Below are 17494 nucleotides of genomic sequence, written 5' to 3'. Positions count from 1 at the left end.
TGACGGATTGGCTTATGACCTAGGAAAAAGTGATTTATCTTTTTCCATAGAGCCGATGGCGCCCGGAGCTAGACAATTAAATACAGAACATCCGTTCTTTATATTATATACACATCTTAAACGAATATACGTTCGCATTCAATGGAAATTTTTTGACAGGTTTCTTGGTTATGGTTATTTTTCTGGAGGCGAAAACGGTATAATGGTGAGTGAGGTGCACGTACATGGAGAAAAAATTGATAATCAAAATGATAAAAAATTGCTTTAAACAATATTATTCCGAAGTGGATTCACTGCCAATGAACAGTGAAGATTTAGAGGAGCTTGCAGATCGAATTATTCAAATAAAAGACGAACAGCCTGCTGTCGATTTATACGAGGCTGTGAATGATACAGTGTACGAATTTTTAACAGGATGAACAAATTACGCAAAAACAAAAAAACCGCTGCTGCGGTTTTACTTTTTGTTAAATGCTTTTTTGCCAATTGTTTCAAAAAGTCTTGGAAAGAGAACATAAACGACGCTTCCCATGTTCATCCAGCGTGGCAGGTTGATTTCTCTTGTTTTCGTTAACATGCAGTCAACAACTTTCCCTGCAACATATTCAGGCTGCAACATAAACTTTTGAACATTTTTAACATACGTGCCTTTTTCATCAGCAATGTTAAAAAAGTTCGTTGCAATCGGTCCTGGATTCACAGATGTTACCAGAACATTATAATCACTAAGCTCCATTCTAAGGGAATTAGTATAGCCGAGAACCGCATGCTTCGTAGCCGAATAAACACTTGATTTTGGCGTAGCGATTTTCCCCGCCTGGGAGGCAATATTAATAATATGGCCGAAACGGCGTTCGCGCATTTTAGGAAGCACCATACTCGTACAGGCCATCAGCCCGACAACATTGACTTCAAACATCCCTTTGATTTCATCCATAGTTGCCTCATGTGCTTCACGGAAAACACCGAAACCTGCATTATTCACAAGAATATCAATATGGTCTATTTTCGCTGATATTTCGCTGAAAACTTCCCTCACTTTTTCCGTATCAGAGACATCTAGCTGATGGACATCCACCCTAACCTGATGTTTTTGCTCCAATTCCGTTTGAAGCTGCTTTAACTTTTCTATGCTTCTTGCAAGTAATATAAGATTGGCACCACTTGCAGCACAAAGCTTGGCAATTTGTGCACCTATTCCCCCAGATGCACCGGTAATGACAATATTTTTACCCTTAAGCTGTTCTCTAGCCATACTCACACCTCACCTAGCTTGATAAAGGACAGGTTGATGATCCTTACTACTAATCTCGCCGATAGAGGCTAAATAGTCAAGTTGTCCCACTGTTTCCGATAACGTTAACATCAATTCGCGCTTGTAAGCAGCCGGAAAAAGAGTTTTGCAAATTTCAAATACGGTTTGCTGATCTTCTTTTAGCCAGTTATTAACCTTCATCGCCCGTTCATGTTGATGTAGAAGTCTTTTTTCAATTAGTTCTCTTAATTGGAAGACTTCCTCCCCATGTCCTGTGTAGACGAACTGAATCGGATAACTCAACAGCTTTTTCATCGAATCATTATGCTGCAGCTGCGGCCTTGGCCTTTCTTTTTCGCCTGGTGCTGGTGCCTCTAAGATAGGATTGGGTGAAATATGCGAGAGAATCAAATCCCCGCCAATAAGAATCCCATCTCTTTCTCGAAATAGAGCAATTTGACTCTGGGCATGACCAGGTGTCTCAATGACACTCCATTCCATTAACCCCGGCGGGACCATTCCTTCGACCAGTTCTCCAGTCAATGAGCGGTTACAAGAATACCTAAACGATTGTCTTAAATTTAAAAGAGCAGGAAAATATTCTGGTGGAATTCCAAAGTCAAGAAATTGTCTACGAAAAAAATCCTCTTGTTCTTGAAAAAAGGCCTCCGTTGGTTTAATCCATCGTTCATTCAACGGATGACCGTAAACCTCTACCTTATCCGATAAAAAATCAAGCATTCCAACATGATCTGCATGATGATGGGTAATAATCACCTGTTCAATATCATCCGTGCTTACATGTAAATCAGCCAGCTGCGCTTTGAAAGAATTCCAGGCTGCCTTCGTTTTAATGCCCGCATCAACCAGTGTCAGACGATTCCCTTTTATTAAATAAGCATTAACATCCCCGATCTTAAAAGGAGTCGGCATGGTCAATTTCGCAATTCCATCCTTCCATTCTGTCATTCAAAAAACCCCTATCGTTATTTTCAAATAGAATGTGAACATTTTTTGACAATTATATATAGTGTAAAGTGTAGCGATTTTCATGGTAAATGTCATTATTTTTGCATATTAAATTTAAAATAAATAAAAAATTCAGAAACTTATCTCTTGACAGACAGACCGTTATCTTGCATAATCACTAGTAAAATTTGATTCATAAATTGCGATGACTAAGACTAGTAAATGAAAAATGGCGAAAGAGAGTGAAGTTCACCGGCTGAAAGACTTCACAGCCCTCTTGATCATTGAACCTGCCTTATGAGCACTTAGGAAAACCTAACGTAAATCCGACGTTACCCGGAATTGAGTGAACCCTTATAGGTATTTAGTTTGGGGTAAATGAAGGTGGTACCGCGGAAGCTAGACCTTTCGTCCTTTTTGGATGAAGGGTCTTTTTGTTTTTATAAGAATTCAGAGGAGGCAATATCTATGAAAAAGTTAGCAATGATCGGTGCAGGTTCGATGGCTGAGGCATTTATTTCAGGCATTCTTGAAAATAGTTTGATTGATAGAAAAAATGTTTGGGTTACGAACAATTCAAATGCAGAGAGACTGAAAAAGCTGGGTGATACGTATGGGATTCGTACAACCTACGATTTAAACGAATTGTTTGCAGGAGCTGATATCGTTATATTATCAATGAAGCCTAAGGATGCCGCAACGGCTATTCAATCTATTCGTGAATATCTGAATGAACAAATGCTGGTGGTTTCAGTTATAGCTGGAGTCTCCATGCGTACGATTGAAACAATTGCGAGATTACCGATTCCAATCGTTAGAGCAATGCCAAATACATCCGCAGCCGTTGGTAAATCAGCTACTGCTGTTGCTGTAAATGAACGTGTTACCCCTCATCAAATAGAATTAATGAAAAATCTATTTGGAACGGTCGGCTTAACTACTTTTGTTGAAGAGGAACAGCTAGACGCTGTAACAGGACTCTCTGGCAGCGGTCCCGCTTATATTTATTACCTTATTGAAGCAATGGAAAAAAGTGCCGTAGAGGTTGGACTCGATAAGGAAATGGCGAGTGAATTAATCGTACAAACGTTAATTGGAGCTGCAGAAATGGTGAAAAACTCGACAAAATCATCTGAGCAGTTACGAAGGGATGTAACAAGCCCAGGTGGAACAACAGAGGCAGGAGTCAAGGTGCTAGAAGAACATCAAGTTCAGCAGGCGTTCATTTCGTGTATTAAGGCTGCAACGGCACAATCAAAAAAAATGGGCGCTGCATTACGTGAACAGCTAGAGGTTACCGAACCAACTTCCTAATTTGTCTCCATTGATTTAAACTAGGATAAAAAAGGCTAGGAAGTGTTACATGATGCTAACGGTATTATTTTCAATGGGTATCCTGGTCTGGACAGTTTTTCTCATCGACGGATTAATAGGTTTACGAAAAATAGAGGCACTAGAGGCAGAAACTAGCTTAGAAAATGGACCGTTATTGACGGTGATTGTTGCGGCCCGCAATGAAGCTGGGCAAATAAAATCTAGTATCCTCAGCCAATTAGAGCAAACTTACAAAAACGTTGAGTGGATACTCGTCAATGATCGGTCCACGGATTCCACAGGGCTTTTAATGAATGAGCTGCAACAGAAAGATCAGCGGATTTCGGTTATTCATATAGAAGAATTGCCTGAGGGCTGGCTAGGAAAAAATAACGCTTTATATAGAGGATTCCTTCAGGCTTCTGGAAAATGGCTATTGTTTACCGATGCGGACGTGAAATTTGAAAAAGAGGCATTTGCAAAGGCATTGAATTATTTTGAACGGCATGGGTTGGATCATTTAACGGCTGCCCCCAATTTGAGTGCGAAGAAGTTTTGGCTAAAATCATTTGTCGCCTTTTTCCTATTTGGATTTTCCTATTTCAAACGACCTTGGGCTGCCAATAACCCAAAGTCAAAGGTTGGTACTGGAATTGGTGCCTTTAACCTGGTTTCAAAAGAAGCATATCAGAGTTTTGGAACACATGAGAGGGTGAAAATGCGACCAGATGACGACTTACAGCTTGGAATGAAAATGAAACAAGCAGGATATCGTCAAAGGATTGTCACAGCACTTAAGCTGATTGAAGTGGAATGGTATGGGAGTTTGCAGGAAGCCTTTGTCGGACTCGAAAAGAATACATTTGCCGGATTACAATACCGGATAAGTATGGTGCTTTTTGCGATTTTTGGTGTCTTTATTACCAATGTTCTTCCTTTTATTACGATATTTTCTTCCGATGAAATCGTAGCCTTATTAAGCTTAGGAAATATTGTATTAAGCGGTATTCATTATGTACTGGTAATCAAAAAAATGACGCTATTCTCACCTGTTATGTTTCTAGTTTTACCCGCAACAGCCCTGCTGTTTATCTATTCGATTATTCGGGCCAGCCTCTTAACCTTTAAACGCGGCGGTATCATGTGGAGAGGTACTGTATATAAATTAAGCGAGTTAAGAGAGGAAGAGTGAAGCACTATTTTTAATAAATGAGAATTCGTTTGATATACTAGAATTGACTTTAGTATAGTGACCGAAAGTTCATGAAGATATGGTTTGGGTCACTCTAGGGCATCCTGAGTGACCCAAAGCTCTTTTCAGAACAGGTTTCGGTCACTCTAGGTAAGTCTGTACATATTAAAAAATCTCAATAGGAGGCTCATAATGTCAGCTAAATTATTTTCCCCTTTTACAATTAAGGATGTTACATTTAATAATCGAATTGTTATGGCGCCAATGTGTATGTATTCAAGTCATAACGAAGATGGTCATATTCAGAACTGGCACCGCACGCATTATACCAGCCGCGCTGTTGGTCAAGTCGGATTAATAATCGTTGAAGCAACAGCGGTCACCCCACAGGGCAGGATCTCACCAAGGGATCTTGGAATTTGGAGCGATGACCATATAGCAGGCTTCACAGAACTTATCAGTTTGATGAAGGAGCATGGTGCTAAAACAGGTATCCAGCTTGCTCACGCTGGCAGAAAAGCAAACCTAGAAGGTGACTCCATCGCCCCTTCGGCCTTAGCTTTTAATGAAAAAATGAAAACCCCTAAAGAAATGACCAAAGAGAATATAACAGAAACCATCGAAGCATTTAAAAAGGCTGCTGAGCGGGCAGCTAAAGCTGGTTTTGATGTCATTGAGTTACATGGTGCACACGGCTATTTAATTAATGAATTCCTCTCCCCGCTAACAAATAAAAGAACCGATGAATACGGCGGTTCTGCTGAAAATCGTTTTCGCTTCCTTCGTGAGATTATTGAAACAATCAAAACAGTCTGGGACGGTGTGCTATTTGTCCGCGTATCAGCTAATGACTATCATGAAGAGGGATTAACACCGTTAGACTACGTATTTTTCAGTCAATGGATGAAGGAACAAGGCGTGGATTTAATCGATGTCAGCTCGGGAGGAGCCCTGCCAGGCGCACATATTAATATCTATCCCGGATACCAAGTTCCATTCTCAGAAATCATTAGAAATGGTGCGGAGATTTCTACAGGAGCAGTGGGCTTAATTACAACCGGTATTCAAGCAGAGGAAATCCTTCAAAATGAGCGGGCTGATTTAGTATTTTTGGCTCGCGAATTATTACGTGATCCCTACTGGCCAAGAACAGCTGCTAAGGAACTCGGTGTAACCATTGAAGGACCTAAACAATATGTGCTTGGTTGGAAATAACTAGTAAAAGACGGCTTTTTGGCCGTCTTTTTGCTGGGTTTATAGGCATCGCGGATATATCTCATTTAACGCTGAAATAATTCATTTACTAGGTATGTTTATCTCTTTAAAGTCTTCGGCAATGTCTGTATTCGCAAATACTTCCCGGGCTTCTGTGACTAGTTCTTGCCAGGCTTGCCGGTCGTAACGTGAACTGATATGTGTCAAACACAACTGTTTACTGCCAGCCAGATTTGCCACTTCCGCAGCCTGATGAGTAGTCGAATGAAAATAATCGAAGGCAAGCTCCTCCTCCCCTTTTGAAAAGGTTGCTTCATGGATTAATAAATCCGAATCCCGTGCTAAGGAAATAGCATTTTCGCAGTATCTTGTATCACCAAGAATCGTTATAATCCGTCCCTTTTGAGCCGGACCTAAAAAATCAGAAGGTACGATAACTGTTCCATCTTCAAGCGTAACGGTTTCCCCTCCTTTAATTTTCCGAAAAATTGGTCCGGGCTGTACCCCCGCCTCGACAAGCTTATCCGCTAAAAGCGTACCGGGTCTGTTCTTCTCAACAATCCGATACCCGTATGAAGGAATGCCATGATCTAAAAGTCTTGCCTCTACGATAAACTGTTCGTCTTCAAATATAACCCCTTCTTCAATTTCAACAATCTTTAATGGGTATTTTAAATAGGTTTGGCTGACTGAAAGGCTTATCGTAATATATTCTTTCAATCCTTTTGGTCCATAAACCGTCACTTCTGATTCTCCGCCTTGAAAAGACCGGCTCGCTAACAACCCAGGAAGACCATAGATATGATCGCCATGAAGGTGGGTAATAAAGATTTTTTCTATTCTGCGCGGTTTTATTGATGTATGTAAGATTTGATGCTGTGTCGCTTCACCCGCATCAAACAGCCAAATGGATCCTCGTTCTTCGAGTAATTTTAAGGCAATGGAAGTAACATTTCGAAGTTTAGCGGGTATACCGGCACCCGTTCCTAAAAAAAATATGTCCAAAATTACCCCTCCTTGTCGAATAAAGTTATAAATACTATAGCATATCACTTGCACAAATGCCCTCTATCCGTGGTATTCTCTTTTAAAGGGATTTAGATTTCAATACATGCTTCAGAGGTTTTTTGCTAAATCTAAGTTGAATACATATAAGGAGAGGTAATTACAGTGGAACAATCAAGAAATATGACTTCATTAATCATGATATTTGGTGCAACAGGAGATTTAGCTATTCGAAAGCTCTTTCCCTCCCTTTACCGCTTGTTTCAAAAAGGAAAGTTAGATAAATTTGCCGTCATTGGTGTGGCTAGGAGACCATTATCCACTGAAGATTTTCAAAATTCTGTGAAGGACTCCGTTTTAACCGCTCTAGGAAAAAAGGATAATATCGATGAATTCGCAGCTCACTTTTATTATCAGTCACATGATGTATCAGATTCAAGCTCCTATTTAGCTCTCAAAAGTTTGGCAGAGCAAATTGATGAGAAATACGAGTTAGAGGGAAATCGTATTTTCTATCTTGCGATGGCACCTGAATTTTTTGGTCCAATCGCCTTACATTTAAAATCGGATGGATTGACCGATGTAAAAGGTTACAAAAGACTTGTCATTGAGAAACCATTTGGGCATGATTTGGAATCAGCAAAATTGTTAAACAAACAGATTCGTAAGGCTTTTTCAGAAAGTGAAGTATATCGGATTGATCACTATTTAGGAAAAGAAATGGTAAGAAATATTGAAGTTATTCGTTTTGCAAATGCCATTTTTGAGCCTTTATGGAATAACCGTTATATCTCCAATATTCAAATTACCTCAAGCGAGGTCCTTGGTGTAGAAGAACGGGGGCGTTATTATGAGACAAGTGGAGCCCTCCGGGATATGGTTCAAAACCATATTATGCAGATGGTGGCACTGCTTGCCATGGAACCTCCGATTAAGTTGACAACCGATGAGGTTCGTTCTGAGAAGGTACGAGTGTTTCGTTCTTTAAGAATGATTAAAGGGGAAAAAATAAATAAATATTTTGTCCGGGGACAATATGGTGCCGGTTTGGTCGAAGATCAACAGGTCCCTGAATATCGCGCAGAACCAATGGTAGACAAAGAGTCAAATACAGAGACCTTTGTGGCCGGGAAGATTATGATTGATAATTTCCGCTGGGCAGGCGTACCTTTTTATATCCGAACTGGAAAAAGAATGACAACAAAATCAACGAAAATTGTTGTTCAATTTAAGGACATTCCGATGAACCTTTATTATCAGCCAGAGAAACTGTTGAACCCGAATCTGCTTGTCATTCATATTCAGCCTGAAGAAGGAATCACCCTTCATCTCAATGCTAAAAAAGCTGGTGGACACCTCGACGCTCAGGAGGTCAAATTAAGTTTTGCTAACACAGGAATTCATGCAATGAACACACCTGAAGGATATGAAAAGCTCCTATATGATTGCATGCGCGGTGATGCAACCAACTTTACACACTGGGATGAAGTCGCTTATTCTTGGGCCTTTGTCGATAATATTTCTGAAGTATGGGAAAAAACCAAAGCCGATAACTATCCAAACTATGAATCTGGTTCAATGGGACCTAAAGCAGCTGATGAGCTGTTAGAAAAAGACGGATTTTTCTGGTGGCCTGTAACAGATTTAGATGTAGATATCTGTAAATAATACAAAAAGCTCCGCATTGTTTATCATACAATGGCGGAGCTTTTAATACTCATCCTTCTTTTTTTGCGGGAAGGTGCGAAGAAAGTCTTTATTAAAACTTGTTCCCGTTCCAACGTCATGAGCATTGTTGACCTTTCGTGTGCCGGCATTTTCAATGATGTTTTTCCCATATTTATCACGTAAAGTGGAAAGTGTTTTAAGTAACGGCTCTTTTTTTGCATCTTTTTCAAATGAAAATAAATCTAGCTGTTTAAAGGCAAGATCATGTTCCACTAAATCATAGCCTGTTATTCCTAATAAACGGACAGGGTTTCCGTTCCACTCCTTGAGAAAAATCTGCTTCGCCATCGAAGCAATGTCTTCTTTTTGCTGAATAGGATTGGTAAGTTTTTTACTTCGAGTGATTGTTTTTCTATCTTTGAAACGAATTGTAATCCCTATGGTCGTTGCAAATACATTTTTTCGTTTCAGCCTTACAGAAACGGTTTCAGCCAACGATTCCAAAACTCGGAATAACTCTTGTTGGTTGCTCGTATCTATGGGCAGCGTCGTTGAGTTTCCAATACTTTTAAAATCTGAAACCGATTCAGGATCTACTGCTCTATTATCGATTCCATTTGCCCTTTCCTTTATGCGGATTCCATTAATGCCGAGAAGTGATTTTAACTGAATCTCATTGCCAGCGGCTAATTCTCCAATGGTATAAATGCCAATGGTTGTTAACTTTTCAGCAGTCTTTTTCCCAACACCATGCATCTCACTCGTATTTAACGGCCACAAAACAGAAGGGATATCACGCTTACGAAGAATTGTTATGCCCATCGGTTTTTTCATATCTGAAGCTGTCTTTGCCAAAAATTTATTGGGTGCAATTCCAATGCTGGAGGGCAAATCTAGCTGCTCGAGAACTCTTTTTTGGGCAATTACAATGGGACTGCCTAATTCAAAGGAATCTGTTATATCTAGATATCCCTCATCAATGGATACGGGTTCGACCAGTTCGGTATAATTCCTGAGAATCTCAAACATGGCGATTGACGCCGTCCGGTAACGGTCAAAATTAGGCTTTCTTATAATTAACTGAGGACACAGCTTCTTGGCTTCCCACAGCGGCATGGTAGTTTTGACTCCAAATTTTCTTGCTTCATAGCTGCAGGTAATAATGATTCCCCGTCGTTCCTCCACATTTCCGGCAATCGCAACCGGCTTACCCTTTAGTTCGGGGTCATAAGCCATCTCCACCGAAGCATAAAAGCTATTCATATCAACATGTAGTATGACTCTACCCTTTTTCGGATACATTTCTTTCACGGCTGACACTTCTCCCTAAATTTTGCTAGCTCTAGTATAGCAAAAGGAGAACCAGTAGGCTCTCCTCGTAATATGATTATTGATTAGTAACCTCTTCGATAATCGCGATAGTCATTTCTGCCAGCTTGTACAATTCTTGAATCGGCATACGTTCATTTGTAGTATGGATATCTTCATAACCCACTGCTAGGTTAACCGTTGGAATGTTAAAGCCCGCAATGACGTTTGCATCGCTTCCGCCGCCGCTATGCTGTAATTCACAGCTGCGGCCAATTTTCGCTGCCGCTTTACGTGCGATTTCAACTACTTGATCGCCTTCGCCAAATTTAAATCCTGGGTACATAACCTCAACTTCAACTTCTGCTCTGCCACCCATTTCAGCAGCTACTGTTTCAAAAGCTTCTTTCATTTTAGCAGCTTGTGCCTCCATTTTTTCAGCAATGAGTGAACGGGCTTCTGCTAGAATATCCACACGGTCACAAACGATATTCGTTTGTGTACCACCTTCGAAGCGGCCGATGTTTGCTGTGGTTTCGGAGTCAATTCTGCCTAATGGCATTCTCGCAATCGATTTCGCAGCAATCGTAATCGCTGAAACTCCTTTTTCTGGTGCAACACCCGCATGAGCGGTTTTTCCGTAAATTACTGCTCTAATTTTAGCTTGGGTCGGAGCGGCAACCACGATATTTCCTACTAAACCATCACTGTCTAATGCATAGCCATACTTTGCCTTCAATAAGGAGGAATCTAGTGCTTTCGCACCTACAAGTCCAGATTCTTCACCGACAGTAATGACAAATTGGATTGGACCATGAGGAATATTTTGTTCTTTTAAAACACGAATGGTTTCAAGCATAACGGATAGGCCAGTTTTATCATCAGCACCTAAAATCGTTGTTCCATCCGTAACCACATAGCCGTTCTTAATGGATGGCTTAACACCCCGTGCCGGAACGACTGTATCCATATGAGAAGTGAAATAAATAGGATCTACGCCTTCTTTAGTTGCAGCAAGGGTACAAACTAAGTTTCCTGCTCCATGACCAGTTACAGCCGTTGTATCGTCTTCAAACACATCAAGACCTAAATCGGTAAACTTTTGTTTTAGCACTTTTGCAATTTCTGTCTCGAATTTTGTTTCGGAATCAATTTGGACAAGCTCTAAAAATTCATTCAAAAGACGTTCATGATTAATCATCTGAATATAACCCTCCGTTTTATGTACTCACCACTACTAGAGTATACTCCTTCATAAACTTGTCTTCAAATGATTGCTTTAAAGTGGAATATTTCCGTGTTTCTTGAACGGTCTAGATTCTTTTTTGTTTCGAAGCATTTCTAAAGCTTGGATAATTTTTATTCTCGTTTCCCGTGGGTCAATGACATCATCGACCATCCCTCTGCTGGCAGCTACATATGGATTTGCAAACTTTTCTCGGTATTCTTCAATCTTTTGCTGCCTTACTTGTTCAGGATTATCACTATTTTGGATTTCTTTCGCAAAAATGATATTGGCGGCACCCTGTGGACCCATTACGGCAATTTCTGCATTTGGCCAAGCATAGACTAAATCCGCTCCAATAGACTTACTATTAAGTGCTACATATGCCCCGCCGTATGCCTTTCTTAAAATAACCGTCAGCTTCGGAACAGTGGCTTCTGAATAAGCAAATAATATTTTCGCACCATGGCGAATAATCCCCCCATGCTCCTGTTTAACTCCAGGAAAGAAACCTGTTACATCCTCAAATGTGATAATCGGGATATTAAACGAATCACAGGTACGAATAAATCTTGCGGCTTTATCGGAAGAATTAATATCAAGCCCGCCCGCCATCACTTTTGGCTGGTTGCAAACTAGCCCTACACTCTCTCCTTTAATTCGTGCAAAACCTACGACGATATTTTTCGCAAAGTTTTTTTGAATTTCCATAAAGGAGTCTGCATCACAAACTTGTTCAATTACCTTGCGGACATCATATGGACGGATAGCATCGAATGGTATAACATCTGTTAAATCAGGACGATAATCATTTTCCTCTTCAACTTCTAGTCTTGGAGTTTTTTCTTCATTATTTTGCGGCAGATAGCTTAGAAGTTTACGAACCTCTTCTAAAACTTCCTGCTCAGAAGGAGATTCAAAATGAGCATTTCCACTAATACTATTATGAACATGTGCTCCTCCAAGATCCTCTGCAGAGATTTTCTCGCCTGTTACGGTTTCAATTACTTTTGGTCCCGTAATAAACATTTGACTTGTTTTTTCAACCATAAAAACAAAATCGGTAATGGCAGGTGAATAAACCGCTCCTCCGGCACATGGACCCATTATGACGGATATTTGCGGAATTACCCCTGAATAAATCGCATTTCGATAAAAAATATGTCCGTAACCATCCAGCGAGACAACACCTTCTTGGATTCGAGCACCGCCCGAGTCATTTAAGCCAACAAATGGTGTACCGTTTTTAGCGGCTAAATCCATAACAGTTGCTATTTTTTTTGCATGCATTTCCCCAAGAGCACCGCCAAATACAGTAAAATCTTGTGAAAATAAGTAGATTGGCCGGCCATTTACTTTTCCATACCCAGTAACAACACCGTCACCAGGTCCTTTCTGTTCGTCCAAACCAAAGTCATTGGTTCTGTGCTCTATAAATGGACTTAATTCTACGAAAGACCCCTTATCTACTAAAAGCTCTATTCTTTCTCTTGCGGTTAATTTCCCCTTTTCATGCTGTTTCTCAATTCTCTCATCACCACCGCCAAGCTCTACTTCCCGGCGCTTATCGTACAATTCATTAATTTTCTCATAGATGTCTATCATATAACCTCATCCCTTCTTTTCGCATAGCTCGACTAGTACACCTGATGTTGACTTTGGATGCATGAAAGCAATATGAGCCCCCCCTGCACCAATCCTTGGCTCCTTATCGATCATCCTAATTCCTTTTTCATTCATTTCCTTGATTCTTTCTTCAATAGAATCAACACCAAGTGCGACATGGTGTATCCCCTCACCGCGTTTTTCAATAAATTTGGCAATTGGGCTTTCGTCTGAAGTTGGTTCAAGCAGCTCAAGTTTGGTTTCTCCCGCCTTAAGAAATGCAACTCTAACCTTTTGGCTCTCTACTACTTCAATCCCTAGTAATGGCAAATTAAGTACTTCTGTGTAAAAAGGAAGTGAAGTCTCAAGAGTTCGAACAGCAATTCCAATATGGTCCACTTTTTTAATCATATATACCCCTCTATTTTTCAAAATTATAATAGTTTCGACAATTACCTTATTCGCTAAAAACTTCATAATTCCTTCCCAAATTGAGATGTTGTTCCATTGTTCATTTGGGCTTTTACCTGTAAAATATAAATAAAGCAATTTAATATAAAGGGGGAACCCAATTTGTCTAAGAAAAGAACAAGAAAAATAGTAGTGTATTTAATGCTAATTGCTATGCTAGCCTCAACTCTGCTAATCGGGATTGCTCAATTTATTTAATAAAAAAAATAGAGAAAGGGACTGTTTTCCATGAACAGTCCCTTTTGTTTTTTATCGAATTGCACCATTTTCCTTTGCGAGCAATTCAAAAGGCTTATTAGTAGTAGTAATTAGAATTTTTGTACCAAGAGGAATCATTGGATAGAGAGATGTAATTACTTCGTTTTGAGTTCGTATACAACCATTTGAGACATATTTTCCAATTGAGGCAGGCTGATTGGTTCCATGAATTCCGTAAATTCGTCCATCTGTTTCGTCGGCATCAAAGCCAATCCATCTAGAACCAAGCGGATTTTTGGAATCCCCGCCAGGAATATCCTTTCGGCGATAGTATGGTTCTTCTGCCTTCACAGTTATCGTAAATAATCCTTCTGGTGTTAATTCTTCTGTCACACCTGTCCCTACACTCACCACGGTCTGGACCCTATTATCATCTACTAATGCTAATTCGTTCGTTTTTTTATTAACGATAACAAATGGGTCACCAGGGAGCGGGTTTGGACCCAGCGGCCATAGGGGGGAAATAAAAAAAGCAAACAGGATTGGCGATAGTATCTTTATCATAAAATCCACCTGCCATTTTTTCCTTAGTTTGCTTCAAGTTTCCTCGGTTTATTCCATTTTGATGTCTTAAAGGAACTTTTAATGATTAAATATTCATTCATTTCTTTCACTAACTGCAGTAGTGCAGCGCGTACTTCAAATTCTTCTCTTGTTTTCGGTAGCTCCATTTCTTCAAATTCCTTTTTCATCTCACTTAATTTTCCTAGATAAATATGGGCCGTATTTCCTGGCTGGATATTATTGGACAGTTCTTCCAGAAATACAGCAATCATTTTCCCTTGGGGTAATGTAACCGTAAGGGAAGTAACAATTGGTAAAACACGCTCAATAATTTCAAATTGCTTTTCTCTCATTTTAAAATAATGAAAATAGTCATCTTCATCCCTTAAAAAGTGGTTTTCTACCTCTCGAAAGGCAAATGATTTTGCTTCTTCTAGTAATTTAGCTGTTTCCGTAATTTCTTGTCCGGACCAATCACTTTCCCCTGTTCTTAAAAATTTGACCATTTCACAAAAAATGACTTTAAAATTATCCTCTAATTTCAATTGATATTGTTTTAATCTATTATCTGCACTTGGCATATAGAGATTAATAATGAGTGCTACTCCAATTCCGATAATAATAACACCCAGCTCATTAATAAAAAGACCTACAGATAAATTGTTAGCCATATAGATATGTAAAATAATTACACTACTCGTAACAATTCCATCGTTAGCTTTGAACATTACAACAGTTGGGATAAAGAATAATAGCATAATTCCAATTACGATCGGATGGTATCCGATAACCTCGAAAAATAGACTTGAAAATGCCATAGCTAAAACACAAGCTAAAAATCGATCCCAAGAAGCACGTACAGATTTTCTTTTCGTTACCTTTATACACAAAATAGTTAAGATTCCCGCTGAGGCAAAGTTGTCTAAACCGAACTGTTGTGCAAGTAAGATAGAGATAGCAGTTCCTAGAGCGGTTTTTATCGTCCGATAGCCAATTCGATATTTCATAGCATTTCTCCTCAAATAAAAAAAGATGATCTAAATAGACCATCTTTAGCTTATCCTTATTAGAGCATTTTTTGCAAGAAATCTTGTGCACGCTTGCTCTTTGGGTTTGTAAAAAATTCTTGCGGTTTTGCATCTTCGACTAATACTCCACCATCTAGGAATAGGACTCGATCCGCCACTTCGCGGGCAAAACCCATTTCATGGGTCACAATCGCCATCGTCATCCCAGTGTGAGCTAGGGATTTCATTACTTCAAGTACTTCTTTCACCATTTCTGGATCAAGCGCTGAGGTTGGTTCATCAAAAAGCATAACGTCCGGCTCCATTGCCAATGCTCTTGCAATGGCAACACGCTGCTTTTGCCCCCCAGATAATCTTGTCGGATATTCACTTGCTTTTTCCTCTAATCCTACTCTATTTAACAAATCAAAGGCTATCTTATCTGCCTCAGCCTTTGCTAACCCTTTTACCTTAATCGGTGCATAGGTAAGATTCTGCAAAACGGTTTTATGCGGGAATAAATGGAAATGTTGAAAAACCATACCAACGTTTTGCCGCACCTTCATAATATTAGTCTTTTTATCCGTAACATCCTGTCCGCCTACAAATATTTTGCCGCTCGTTGGGTTTTCAAGAAGATTCATACAGCGAAGGAAGGTTGACTTTCCTGAACCGGATGGTCCAATAATGGCTACAACTTCTCCTGCCTCAATTGTTGTGGTGATTCCCTTTAAAACCTCGAGCTTTCCATAATTTTTATGCAAATCTTCAACCTTAATCACTGCGTCTCATTCTCCTTTCAACCACTTTCCCTAGGAATGTCAAGGTCACGACCATTAAATAATAAATAAGTCCAGCTATTAATAGTGGTTCGAAAAACGAATAATTTTCGGCCCCAACTTGATAGGAGCGGCGCATGATATCCATTACACCAATAGTAGTAACAATCGCAGATTCCTTCGTTAATGTGATAAATTCGTTCATTAATGCAGGCAGAATATTTTTAAGAGCCTGCGGTAATATGATATCCCACATCATTTTCGAGTAAGGAACACCCAGAGCCATTGCAGCTTCCTGTTGACCTTTATCAATTGCCTGAATTCCTGCTCTAATAATCTCAGATATGTAAGCACCAGAATTAAGCGCAAAGGATAGTATCGCAGCTGTATAAGGTTCAATTTGATACCCGATTAACTGTGGTGAACCATAATAGATTAACATCAGCTGTAATACGAGCGGAGTCCCTCGGAAAATCGAGGTGTAGGCGTCAGCCAACCATCCAAGAAATTTATATTTGCTAATTTTAAATAAAGAAAGGATAATTCCTAAAATAAAGCCTATTATCCCTGCCAAAATGACAATTTTAAGGGTAACAAATATTCCCTCTAAAATGTATGGCATTGAAGGAATGAATTGTCCGAAATCTAAGTTCATTCATCTGCCGTCCTCTCTATGTAATGAAATTAGTAAGACGTTCAGAAGACTTTCTGAACGTCTTGGTTGTAGAATTAGTTTTCCCCACCAAACCACTTAACAATCAATTCTTGCAGCTCGCCATTATCTTTCATTTCTTGAAGCTCTTTGTTAAATTCCTCAGTTAAATCACTATCCTTTGGAAATGCAATCGCAGATCCTGCTTCCTCTGGGTCATCACTGATTGTGAAGCTAGTTAAATCCGCTTCTTTATCAAGATATCCTTTAGCCACTGTATCTTCAATAATAATAGCGTCAAAACGGCCGGCTTTCAATTCTTGAATAAGTTCTGGGATACGGTTACGATTCTCAACTTTTATAGCTACCGTTTCATTAATTTCGTCTGCTTTACCTTCTTGAATAGAACCTAACTGAACGCCAACTGTTTTACCTTTTAAATCTTCTACTGTTGCAATTCCACTGTCTTTTTTAGAGATAACCATGTGCTGCGCTGTATAGTAGATATCACTGAAGTCTACGTTTTTCTTTCTTTTCTCGGTTGGAGTCATACCCGCTAAGACAAAGTCAGCTTGTCCAGATTTAAGTGACTGAACCAAACCGCCAAAATCCATATCTTTCACTTCAACTTCATAGCCAAGTTTTCCAGCAATTGCATTAGCTAAATCAACATCAAAACCAATAATTTCATCACTTTTATCTGACTCAATATATTCAAACGGCGCATAATCGGCAGAGGTTGCCATCACTAGTGTTTTCTTATCACTTGCATTAGAATCTTTACTTTCTCCACAGCCTGCCAGTAGACCAACAGCTAAAATCATTATTAAGAATAAACCAATTACCTTTTTCATTTGTTTTCCTCCTATAATTTTCTGAAAATTTAAATTTGATTTTTTTATACTACTTTTACTAACTTTATAGAGTTAAAACTTAATATTTATGCAACGTAATGAATTTTAACACAGAATAAAATAATTATGCAAGTATATTTATAAAAATTATTATTACTTTTTTAAAATAAAAGCTCTGTTAAACTTGGCTGTTGATTTATGCTCCACTAAGGA

At 39.3% G+C, this 17494-nt stretch carries 19 protein-coding genes; 7 read left to right on the top strand and 12 right to left on the bottom strand.

Features of this window, described 5'->3' with window-relative positions; all coding sequences use genetic code 11:
• Together CHI06_RS30190 and CHI06_RS04330 are read left to right on the top strand one after the other, a co-directional pair.
• The coding region (locus tag CHI06_RS30190) for a hypothetical protein (RefSeq protein WP_218833086.1) at positions 1-268 on the top strand (268 nt) is incomplete at its 5' end.
• Positions 225-419 (top strand): YqzH family protein, encoded by a 195-nt coding sequence (locus CHI06_RS04330; RefSeq protein WP_095247198.1) that lies wholly within the window; start codon positions 225-227, stop codon positions 417-419. The genes CHI06_RS30190 and CHI06_RS04330, both read left to right, overlap by 44 nt.
• Positions 420-457: 38 nt before the next feature.
• Here CHI06_RS04330 and CHI06_RS04325 read toward each other — a convergent pair whose 3' ends face one another.
• Positions 458-1255, bottom strand: coding sequence for an SDR family NAD(P)-dependent oxidoreductase (locus CHI06_RS04325; protein ID WP_095247197.1), 798 nt, complete (start codon positions 1253-1255; stop codon positions 458-460).
• 9 nt (positions 1256-1264) lie between these two features.
• Positions 1265-2224 carry an MBL fold metallo-hydrolase gene (locus CHI06_RS04320; protein ID WP_095247196.1) on the bottom strand — a complete coding sequence of 320 codons (960 nt, stop codon included), beginning with the start codon at positions 2222-2224 and terminating at the stop codon, positions 1265-1267.
• A gap of 468 nt (positions 2225-2692) precedes the next feature.
• Between CHI06_RS04320 and proC the strand changes: the two genes are divergently transcribed.
• From proC to namA, 3 genes are all read left to right on the top strand, one after another.
• Positions 2693-3538: a pyrroline-5-carboxylate reductase gene (gene proC / locus CHI06_RS04315; RefSeq protein WP_095247195.1), complete on the top strand. Its 846-nt coding sequence runs from the start codon at positions 2693-2695 to the stop codon at positions 3536-3538.
• A 49-nt stretch (positions 3539-3587) separates the two neighbouring features.
• Positions 3588-4730, top strand: coding sequence for a glycosyltransferase (locus CHI06_RS04310; protein ID WP_257009162.1), 1143 nt, complete (start codon positions 3588-3590; stop codon positions 4728-4730).
• A gap of 192 nt (positions 4731-4922) precedes the next feature.
• Positions 4923-5945, top strand: a complete 1023-nt coding sequence (gene namA / locus CHI06_RS04305) for an NADPH dehydrogenase NamA (protein WP_095247194.1) — start codon at positions 4923-4925, stop codon at positions 5943-5945.
• A gap of 81 nt (positions 5946-6026) precedes the next feature.
• Here namA and rnz read toward each other — a convergent pair whose 3' ends face one another.
• Positions 6027-6950 carry a ribonuclease Z gene (gene rnz / locus CHI06_RS04300; protein ID WP_095247193.1) on the bottom strand — a complete coding sequence of 308 codons (924 nt, stop codon included), beginning with the start codon at positions 6948-6950 and terminating at the stop codon, positions 6027-6029.
• Between the two features lie 198 nt (positions 6951-7148).
• Here rnz and zwf point away from each other — a divergent pair, with 198 nt between their 5' ends.
• A complete protein-coding gene (gene zwf, locus CHI06_RS04295; protein ID WP_218833087.1) occupies positions 7149-8618 on the top strand; it encodes a glucose-6-phosphate dehydrogenase in 1470 nt (489 codons plus the stop codon).
• 42 nt (positions 8619-8660) lie between these two features.
• On the opposite strand, the gene CHI06_RS04290 is transcribed toward zwf, so the two are convergent.
• From CHI06_RS04290 to mce, 4 genes are all read right to left on the bottom strand, one after another.
• A complete protein-coding gene (locus CHI06_RS04290) occupies positions 8661-9929 on the bottom strand; it encodes a DNA polymerase IV (RefSeq protein WP_095247192.1) in 1269 nt (422 codons plus the stop codon).
• A 76-nt stretch (positions 9930-10005) separates the two neighbouring features.
• Positions 10006-11127, bottom strand: a complete 1122-nt coding sequence (locus CHI06_RS04285) for a tripeptidase T (protein WP_095247191.1) — start codon at positions 11125-11127, stop codon at positions 10006-10008.
• Between the two features lie 78 nt (positions 11128-11205).
• Complete coding sequence (locus CHI06_RS04280) at positions 11206-12756, bottom strand: acyl-CoA carboxylase subunit beta (protein WP_095247190.1); 1551 nt, start codon at positions 12754-12756, stop codon at positions 11206-11208.
• 6 nt (positions 12757-12762) lie between these two features.
• Entirely contained in the window at positions 12763-13167 is a 405-nt protein-coding gene (gene mce / locus CHI06_RS04275; protein ID WP_095247200.1) for a methylmalonyl-CoA epimerase, read from the bottom strand.
• A 162-nt stretch (positions 13168-13329) separates the two neighbouring features.
• Here mce and prli42 point away from each other — a divergent pair, with 162 nt between their 5' ends.
• On the top strand, positions 13330-13425 hold the full coding sequence (gene prli42 / locus CHI06_RS29640) for a stressosome-associated protein Prli42 (protein WP_179292532.1): 96 nt from the start codon (positions 13330-13332) through the stop codon (positions 13423-13425).
• 51 nt (positions 13426-13476) lie between these two features.
• Here the strand turns inward: prli42 and CHI06_RS04270 are convergent, their stop codons facing one another.
• From CHI06_RS04270 to CHI06_RS04250, 5 genes are all read right to left on the bottom strand, one after another.
• Positions 13477-13989, bottom strand: a complete 513-nt coding sequence (locus tag CHI06_RS04270) for a L,D-transpeptidase (RefSeq protein WP_095247189.1) — start codon at positions 13987-13989, stop codon at positions 13477-13479.
• A gap of 23 nt (positions 13990-14012) precedes the next feature.
• A complete protein-coding gene (locus CHI06_RS04265) occupies positions 14013-14996 on the bottom strand; it encodes an aromatic acid exporter family protein (RefSeq protein WP_095247188.1) in 984 nt (327 codons plus the stop codon).
• A gap of 59 nt (positions 14997-15055) precedes the next feature.
• Positions 15056-15778 carry an amino acid ABC transporter ATP-binding protein gene (locus tag CHI06_RS04260; RefSeq protein WP_095247187.1) on the bottom strand — a complete coding sequence of 241 codons (723 nt, stop codon included), beginning with the start codon at positions 15776-15778 and terminating at the stop codon, positions 15056-15058.
• Entirely contained in the window at positions 15771-16430 is a 660-nt protein-coding gene (locus CHI06_RS04255; protein WP_095247186.1) for an amino acid ABC transporter permease, read from the bottom strand. Before CHI06_RS04255 ends, CHI06_RS04260 begins: the two co-directional genes overlap by 8 nt.
• 74 nt (positions 16431-16504) lie before the next feature.
• A complete protein-coding gene (locus CHI06_RS04250) occupies positions 16505-17281 on the bottom strand; it encodes a transporter substrate-binding domain-containing protein (RefSeq protein WP_095247185.1) in 777 nt (258 codons plus the stop codon).
• Positions 17282-17494: the final 213 nt, after the last annotated feature.

It is taken from the genome of Bacillus sp. 7884-1 (genome assembly GCF_002272245.1).
In the GTDB taxonomy this organism is placed as follows: Bacteria; Bacillota; Bacilli; order Bacillales; family Cytobacillaceae; genus Neobacillus.
Note: the sequence above shows the minus strand (reverse complement) of the source record. Positions and strands in the feature narration are given on the sequence as shown.

What these genes read in the sequence shown, in the direction of transcription:
- proC (WP_095247195.1), top strand. Translation starts at nt 2,693, where the DNA reads ATGAAAAAGTTAGCAATGATCGGTGCAGGTTCGATGGCTGAGGCATTT.
- mce (WP_095247200.1), bottom strand. Translation starts at nt 13,167, where the DNA reads ATGATTAAAAAAGTGGACCATATTGGAATTGCTGTTCGAACTCTTGAG.
- CHI06_RS04320 (WP_095247196.1), bottom strand. Translation starts at nt 2,224, where the DNA reads ATGACAGAATGGAAGGATGGAATTGCGAAATTGACCATGCCGACTCCT.
- CHI06_RS04280 (WP_095247190.1), bottom strand. Translation starts at nt 12,756, where the DNA reads ATGATAGACATCTATGAGAAAATTAATGAATTGTACGATAAGCGCCGG.
- CHI06_RS04310 (WP_257009162.1), top strand. Translation starts at nt 3,588, where the DNA reads ATGATGCTAACGGTATTATTTTCAATGGGTATCCTGGTCTGGACAGTT.
- namA (WP_095247194.1), top strand. Translation starts at nt 4,923, where the DNA reads ATGTCAGCTAAATTATTTTCCCCTTTTACAATTAAGGATGTTACATTT.
- CHI06_RS04265 (WP_095247188.1), bottom strand. Translation starts at nt 14,996, where the DNA reads ATGAAATATCGAATTGGCTATCGGACGATAAAAACCGCTCTAGGAACT.
- CHI06_RS04330 (WP_095247198.1), top strand. Translation starts at nt 225, where the DNA reads ATGGAGAAAAAATTGATAATCAAAATGATAAAAAATTGCTTTAAACAA.
- CHI06_RS04270 (WP_095247189.1), bottom strand. Translation starts at nt 13,989, where the DNA reads ATGATAAAGATACTATCGCCAATCCTGTTTGCTTTTTTTATTTCCCCC.
- CHI06_RS04285 (WP_095247191.1), bottom strand. Translation starts at nt 11,127, where the DNA reads ATGATTAATCATGAACGTCTTTTGAATGAATTTTTAGAGCTTGTCCAA.
- CHI06_RS04255 (WP_095247186.1), bottom strand. Translation starts at nt 16,430, where the DNA reads ATGAACTTAGATTTCGGACAATTCATTCCTTCAATGCCATACATTTTA.
- zwf (WP_218833087.1), top strand. Translation starts at nt 7,149, where the DNA reads ATGATATTTGGTGCAACAGGAGATTTAGCTATTCGAAAGCTCTTTCCC.
- CHI06_RS04325 (WP_095247197.1), bottom strand. Translation starts at nt 1,255, where the DNA reads ATGGCTAGAGAACAGCTTAAGGGTAAAAATATTGTCATTACCGGTGCA.
- CHI06_RS04250 (WP_095247185.1), bottom strand. Translation starts at nt 17,281, where the DNA reads ATGAAAAAGGTAATTGGTTTATTCTTAATAATGATTTTAGCTGTTGGT.